The 1,613-nt window shown below is 69.8% G+C and carries 1 protein-coding gene and 1 pseudogene; both read left to right on the top strand.

All coding sequences use genetic code 11. The features are described 5' to 3' along the window. Positions 1–594: pseudogene (locus ACFWPJ_RS32350) on the top strand (hypothetical protein); the annotation flags it as partial. Beyond that, positions 591–1,466 (top strand): geranyl diphosphate 2-C-methyltransferase, encoded by an 876-nt coding sequence (locus ACFWPJ_RS32345; RefSeq protein WP_378857261.1) that lies wholly within the window; start codon positions 591–593, stop codon positions 1,464–1,466. The pseudogene ACFWPJ_RS32350 and the gene ACFWPJ_RS32345, both read left to right, overlap by 4 nt. The last annotated feature ends 147 nt before the right edge of the window (positions 1,467–1,613 follow it).

Raw genomic sequence — 1,613 nt, 5'->3', positions numbered from 1 at the left:
GGCGCGTCCCGACAGTCGTGCGGGTCCCGGGCGGGGAACGCGAGCCCGGCGCAGCTGGCCAGGCTGCGCACCGAGATCGCGGGCTGGTTCATCGCGCTCGGCGCCGAGGCAGGCTGGCGCACGGCGGACCGGATGCCACCGGTCTGGGAATACCTGACCAATCGCCAGCCGCACAGCTTCCTGCCGTGCATGGCGCCGATCGACGCCGTCGGCGGCTACGAACTCGGCGCTCCCGAGTACACCGATCCGGCCGTCCGGCGGGTCGTCACCACTGCCGCACTGGCCGCGCAGATGGTGAACGACCTCTATTCGATGGCGCGCGAGGACCTTTCGGGTGGCAGGGAGTTCAACCTGCCGACGGTCCTGGCCGCCGAGGAGGGCTGCAGCCGCGCCGACGCGGTCCTGCGGACCGCGCAGATCCACGACGAGCTGATGCACCGCTTCGAACGGGAAGCGGCCCCGCTCGCCGCCGCGGGCTCACCCCAGCTGCGCCGCTTCCTGGCCGGCCTGTGGGCCTGGATGGGCGGCAATCGCGCCTGGCACGCCGACAGCCGCCGCTACCACGACATCGCACCAGGAGAGGACGACCGATGACCATCGCGAACCCCCGCACCGAGCGCACCGTCCTGCGCACCACCTACCAGCGTTCCGTCGCGGCCTACTGGAACAACAACCCCAACGACGATCGGGTCAACACCAAACTGGGCGAGGTCGACGGTCTCTACCACCATCACTACGGCATCGGCGCGCCCGATTGGACGGTGATCGAGGGCCCCGAGAAGACCAGGCAGGACCGCATCGTGCGCGAACTGCACCGGCTCGAGACCGCCCAGGCCGACTATCTGCTCGACAATCTCGGCGCCATCCAGCCCGCCGATCGCCTCGTCGACGGCGGTTCGGGACGCGGCGGTACCAGCTTCATGGCCGCGGAGCGCTTCGGCTGTCAGGTCGACGGTGTCTCCATCTCCGAGTACCAGGTCGGCTTCGCCAACGACCAGGCCGAGACCCGCGGTGTCACCGACCGGGTCCGGTTCCACTTCCGCAACATGCTCGACACCGGCTTCGCCGACGAGTCGGTGCGCGGCATCTGGACCAACGAGACCACCATGTACGTCGATCTGTTCGACCTGTTCGACGAATTCGCCCGGCTCCTGGAACCCGGCGGCCGGTATGTCTGCATCACCGGCTGCTCCAACGACGTCACCGGTGGCCGGTCGGCCTCGGTCAGCTGGATCGACGCGCACTACGGCTGCATGATCCATCCCCGCAGCGAGTACTTCCGCGCGCTCTCCGACAACGGCCTGATCCCCACCACCGTCGTCGACCTCACCCCCGACACCATCCCGTACTGGGAGCTGCGCACCCATTCCGAGCTCGCCACCGGCGTCGAGCAGCCGTTCCTCACCGCCTACCGCGAGGGGAGCTTCCAGTACCTGCTGATCGTCGCCGATAAGGTAGCCAGGTGACCGAACAGCTCGCCGACCCGTCGACCGACCGCGAAGCCCTGCCCGTCGAGCTGGTCGACGACACCGGTGTTGCGATCGGAGCGGGGGGGGGGGGCCTTGCGCCCACGCCCCCCGGGCCCCCCCACCCCCCCCTCGCGGGGGTGGGGT

Source organism: Nocardia sp. NPDC058497, from assembly GCF_042720195.1.
GTDB lineage: Bacteria > Actinomycetota > Actinomycetes > Mycobacteriales > Mycobacteriaceae > Nocardia.
Note: the sequence above shows the minus strand (reverse complement) of the source record. Positions and strands in the feature narration are given on the sequence as shown.